This is a genomic window from Pseudovibrio sp. Ad26 (genome assembly GCF_001623285.1).
Lineage (GTDB): Bacteria > Pseudomonadota > Alphaproteobacteria > Rhizobiales > Stappiaceae > Pseudovibrio > Pseudovibrio ascidiaceicola.
On record NZ_LMCE01000112.1, the window covers coordinates 1 to 5,743 of the forward strand.

2 protein-coding genes are annotated in these 5,743 nt (G+C 51.5%); one reads left to right on the plus strand and one right to left on the minus strand.

Translation table 11 applies throughout. The features are described 5' to 3' along the window. Positions 1 to 3,851 (plus strand): autotransporter domain-containing protein (locus PsAD26_RS23045; RefSeq protein WP_063312292.1); only part of this gene is annotated, 3,851 nt, incomplete at its 5' end. Between the two features lie 545 nt (positions 3,852 to 4,396). Here the strand turns inward: PsAD26_RS23045 and PsAD26_RS23050 are convergent. Beyond that, on the minus strand, positions 4,397 to 5,116 hold the full coding sequence (locus tag PsAD26_RS23050) for a LuxR family transcriptional regulator (RefSeq protein WP_063312293.1): 720 nt from the start codon (positions 5,114 to 5,116) through the stop codon (positions 4,397 to 4,399). Positions 5,117 to 5,743: the final 627 nt, after the last annotated feature.

The window sequence follows — 5,743 nt, forward strand, 5'->3', positions numbered from 1 at the left end:
TCATAGGTGGACCTAATGCCACAGGTGCCGTGACTGTGACGGATGGCGGATCCATCTGGGAGGCAGGCTCTCTTTTGGTCGGCCAGTATGGTGCCGGCTCCCTAAAAATAGAGAATGGCGGCAAGGTAACTTCTGGTCTCGCCAACATTGGCTTTGACAGTACCAGCTTCAGTGGGACCAGTTCGGGTATTGTTACAGTGACGGGCGAAGGCTCCGTTTGGGAGAGTCGCGATCGTATTATCGTCGGAGATAGTGCGCCCGGGACGCTGACGATCGCGGATGGCGCCACCGTGGATGTAGATGGTGAAGTCAAGCTGGCCTACGATGCCGTTTCACAAGGCACACTCAATATCGGCGCTGCGGCAGGTGAGACGGCTGTGAAGGCAGGCACCCTTGATACAGAGGCAGTGATATTTGGCGAGGGTACCGGGGTGATCAACTTTAACCACACGGATACCGCTTACGTGTTCGCTCCAAAAATCATAGGAGACGGCGGGGTTAACCAGCTATCGGGCACCACGACCCTGACCGGTGCCAACACCTATACCGGCGGCACTACCGTTTCAGGAGGCAAACTGGTTGTTGATGGCACCATTGGCGATGTTATAGTCAATGGCGGTAGCCTTGGCGGCTCGGGCACGATCAACGGTTCGGCAACAATCACAAGCGGAACGATTGCTGCAGGCAACAGCCCTGGCACACTGACCATCGACGGCGACCTCAATCTTACTTCCGCCTCAGTTCTGGAGTTCGAGCTTGGATCTCCTTCCGGCACAGCAGGCGTAGACAGCGACCTCATCGCCGTTGGTGGTGATCTGACGCTGGATGGAACGCTCAACGTTACCGATGCGGGGGGCTTTGACGCTGGGGTCTATAATCTGATCACCTATGGCGGCAGTTTGACCGATAACAGTCTGGTGGTAGGCACTGGGCCAATAGGTTTCCTTTACAACGTGCAGACTGCAACAGCCGGACAGGTCAACCTTCTGGTGAACCCGGACCAGCTGAGCTTCTGGAACGGACCGGTAACAAGTGCTGATGGAACCGTTCATGGTGGCTCTGGCACATGGAGTAGTGCAGGAACCAACTGGACCGATGCCACAGGCTCAGCAAGTGCACCTTATCAACCGGACAGCACGCTGATTTTCCAGGGAACACCGGGCACGATCGTAGTGGATAGCGCCGGGGTTTCGGTGTCCAAAGGCATGCAGTTCGCAGCGGATGGCTACACAGTGACTGGTGGCGATATCATCATAAATGCTGGCGCTGACACCGTTTCATTCAGGGTTGGGGAGGGAACCAGTGCGGGCGCCGGTTTTACCTCAACCATTGCTTCCAACCTGACAGGGACTGGCTCACTGGAAAAAACTGGTCTTGGAACACTCGTCCTGACGGGTGACAATACCTATAACGGCACCACCACTGTTTCAGAAGGAGCGCTGGAGTTCAGGGATGGTGCGACCTTGAGTGGTGGCCAAAATTTTCGCGTTGGTAGCCCTGCAACAGGATCTCTGACCATTGCTGATGGCAGTGATGTTTCTGCAAGAATATATGCCGTTGTCGCTACGGACGCAGGTTCTTCTGGAGCGGTAACGGTGACAGGCCCTGATGCACGTTTTCGAGTTGGGGGGGCTTTTAGCATTGGACGCGATGGAGACGGAACCTTGAGTGTCTTGGAGGGCGGAGTAGTTACCAGCGGTTATGGCCAGATCGGGTCTTATGCAGGCTCAACCGGGGCTGTAGAGGTGACTGGAGAAGGGTCACATTGGAAGAACAATTTCGGTTTGAATACACAAGGTATCAGTCTTTACGTAGGAAATTACGGGGCTGGAACTCTGACCATTGCCGAAGGTGGTCGGGTGAGCAGTCAGAAAGGGGTTATCGGTCTTCAGAGTGGTTCTTCGGGAGACGTAGTCGTGTCCGGAGATGGCTCCCTCTGGGAAAACAGCCACTATATGAACATCGGATTGCTCGGAAGAGGTACCCTGACGATCTCAGATGGTGGCGTGGTTGATGTGGAGGACAGCGTTCATCTGGGCAGGGAGACCGGTTCCCATGGCACGCTCAATATTGGTGCTGCTGCTGGCAACCCGGCGCAGGCCGCAGGGGTTCTAAATGCGGCAGCGGTTAAATTTGGTGATGGTACCGGGCTGATCAACTTCAACCACACGGATAGTGACTACACGTTCTCCGCAGACATCAGTGGGAATGGCAGTGTCAATCAGCTTGCTGGCACCACGATCCTGAGTGGCACCAACACCTATACCGGCGGCACTACTGTTTCGGGTGGCGAGCTGGTTGTTAATGGCTCCATTGGTGATGTTACAGTCAACGGCGGTAGCCTTGGTGGTTCGGGGACTGTAGGGGCTGTTGCTTTCAATTCAGGTGCTGTGGTTGCACCTGGAAACTCCGTCGGGACTTTGAATGCGACTTCTCTTGTTTTCAATGGTGGCTCAACCTTTGAGGTTGAGTTGAATGATGGGGGCAACGCAGCAGGCATCAACAACGATCTGCTGGCTGCCAGCGGGACTGTGACGATCAATGGTGGCACCGTACATGTTAAGCCGGAGAACGGAACTGACGATGGTTCAACCTACGCTGCAAATACGGTCTATACGATTATGAGCGCTGTAGGGGGCGTCTCCGGAACTTTTGATTCACCCGCACCAACAGATGACTTCGCGTTCCTTGATTTTGCTCTGTCATATGATGCGAGCAACGTTTATCTGAATTCTCAAATGGCATCCAGCACGTTCTGCATTTCCGGGATGAGTGCTAATCAGTGTGCTACAGGTGAAGGTGCGTTCTCACTTGGCAGCGGAGGCTTGTTCAATTCAGTCTTGAACCTGTCCAATTCGGATGCAGCAGGAGCACTCGATCAGCTTTCAGGTGAAGCCCATGCCTCAATAAAAACAGCGCTGATTGAAGATAGCCGCTTTGCCCGTGAGGCTGCCCTCAACCGTGCGCGTGTTGCAATGGATTCCGTTGCAGCGGATGGACAAGAGCAAGTGGAAAAGCGCGTTGGCGAGAGCCTCGCGTTCTGGGGGCAAGGTTTTGGGTCCTGGGGACGCTGGAGCAGAAACAGCAATATCGCAGAGCTTGATCGGTCGATCGGCGGTTTCCTTCTGGGTGGAGATGCCCAGATCGGCGAAAATTCCCGTCTTGGCTTTTTCGGTGGCTACGACAACAGCAGCTTCGAAGTGAATGGCAGAAACTCCTCTGCGACGGCGGACACGCTGCACCTTGGTGCTTATGGTGGCACAGAGTTTGGGCCTCTGGGGGTGCGCGCAGGTGGTAGCTATGCATGGCATGATATCGACACGACTCGTTCGGTCGCCTTCACTGACTTTGCTGAGAACCTGTCAGGGTCCTACACAGCGCGAACTGCGCAGATCTTTGGTGAAGTGGGGTATCGTTTTGATTATACCGCGACCAGTCTGGAGCCTTTTGCTAATATATCCTACGTCCAGTTGTCCAGTGATGGGTACTCCGAAACCGGTGGCTCTGCTGCGTTGAAGGCTGGTCGCCAGACAATGGACAGCACCTTCACCAGTATCGGGCTGCGTGCAGAGACACGGGCGAACCTTGGTCAATTCACCGCGAAGCTATCAGCACAAGCTGCCTGGCAGCATGCGTTTGGTGATGTAACACCTGTTGTCAATCATGCCTTTGCCGGAGGCGATGACTTCTCCGTTGCCGGTATCCCGATTGCCAGAGATGCCCTCCTGCTGAATCTGGGAGCATCGGTGGATCTGGGACATAGCACGACCTTGGGTCTGGCATACGATGGCAGGTTTGGTTCCGGCTTCACCGATCAGGGGCTCAAAGCAAACATTGCTCTGAAATTCTGACGGCTCTCCTGCCTGCGCAAAACCACCAACCCCACATAAACCTGCCCGTCACCTGAAAACATATGTGGCGGGCAAATGCTCTCCAACTGTCGAGAATCTATATCCACCAAACCCGCTAATTTATCCCCGCCCAGAACACGGCCTTCTGCCATCTAGGCTGCCTCAACTATTGATTGATCTGTGTGAATGTCCGGTAATGGCCCTACTCGTTAGCAATGACCTGCTGTTGACCTAGATTTTTGCACAGCAGCGAATGACCTGAATGTCTGGTGTGCTCAACTAATCGCTGCAACACATTCGGCAACCTTCTCAGCTACAAGGGGGACGTTGATCTGGAGGCAAAAAAACCAGTGGGAGCGATTTTACTACCTTTACCGGCAACTTAAGCACTCTGAGAAAAGCTTACAGTCAACGCCGTAATCGCCTCGCGAGTAGCTGCACCTTACAGATCGGATGAATTGTGACAATCGGGATGCAGTAAAAGTGCAAACAGCAGGAAGCGCGGTGCGAATCCTGCCGAGAGCATAAGTAGGTGTCGTTAAGACTTATCGAATAAGGCCGAACCGAAAACCCTCAGCTACCGCGTGTGTTCTATTCGAAGCATGCAGCTTTCTCGCTGCCGAAGCCAGATACCAGTCCGCAGTATGCTGAGAGATATTTAGGATCTGACTGATCTCCCAACTTGTCTTGCCTGCAGCTGCCCACTTCAGGCACTCAAGTTCACGAGGAGTAATACGATGACGAGCGCGGCTGATGTTTGAACCAGCTAGTTCACGCACTTTATTATTCGCATAAATACCAACCAGATGAAGAACACTGATTTCGCGTTCATTCAGTCTAACTTCTGGTCCACCAAAAGTCAGCATGCCTTGATAGTTCTGCAGGCCACGCACTGGCACACACACTCCGTCATACATTCCGTAATCGCGCGCTTCTGACAGAACTTGCTGTGCAGCTGCAGAAAGATTGCTATCACGAGCAACGCTGGACCAAAGGAATGGACGACTAGCAGTACGCGCTTTCGCGACAATCGGATCGTTTTGTACGTAATCACGGTCGAGATAACGTTGTTGCCATTCAGGCTGCCAACCACTCAACATAATAGACCCATCAAAGGATGCGTTAGCTTCGGGGATCGCAGCAAGGCAAAAACTTGTAAAGCCAAAAGACTGACCAAGTTCAGCAAGACGCTTAGAAACAAGATCAGGTGTCTCTTCATTATTAACAGATTCAATAAATTCTAGTGCAGCAGTCAATGAATTCATTTTATACGCCCCTACATACAATGCCTCCAACAATCTTACCTTACGAAATATTCACCTGATTTATAAGGTGAAGCTATTACCCATCATCTAAAATAGTCTAACTATTTTCATAAGAATAAATAAATGTATTCAATTTTACTTCTCTCCCAATAGAAATATGCCCATAGATATTAGTGCTGTTAAATTGCACTATGTTTCATTCGAAAAAGTCTCATTTAAAAATTTCAGATTTCAAATTATAAATAAATTTTTATTGGTAAAATACATTGAAAAGAGCGTGTTAACACTTTGTTAGTGTTTTCTTGCTGATACGGCTCCGCATTTAATCCAATGAAAACATATATTTTTTTACACATGATCGAGATCAGATTTCACGCTTCTATTTGCCCTGCATAGATGCAAAAACCTCAACGATATATCTGAGGGGGACAACGGGGACAACTCCATTCCAGAGCCACTTTGGGCTCAAAATGCCGCTTATCTTATCGGGCGCTTCACATATGTTTGTCGGCGACGCCTTATGGACAAATCGATCGATTTGAGTAATGGAGTGTTTTGGCCCATGATCACTAGATTAGGAGTGAACAATGGGGCAATACACAAGGACCGCCAGCGCTGCAGCTGACG

What these genes read in the sequence shown, in the direction of transcription:
- PsAD26_RS23050 (WP_063312293.1), bottom strand. Translation starts at nt 5,116, where the DNA reads ATGAATTCATTGACTGCTGCACTAGAATTTATTGAATCTGTTAATAAT.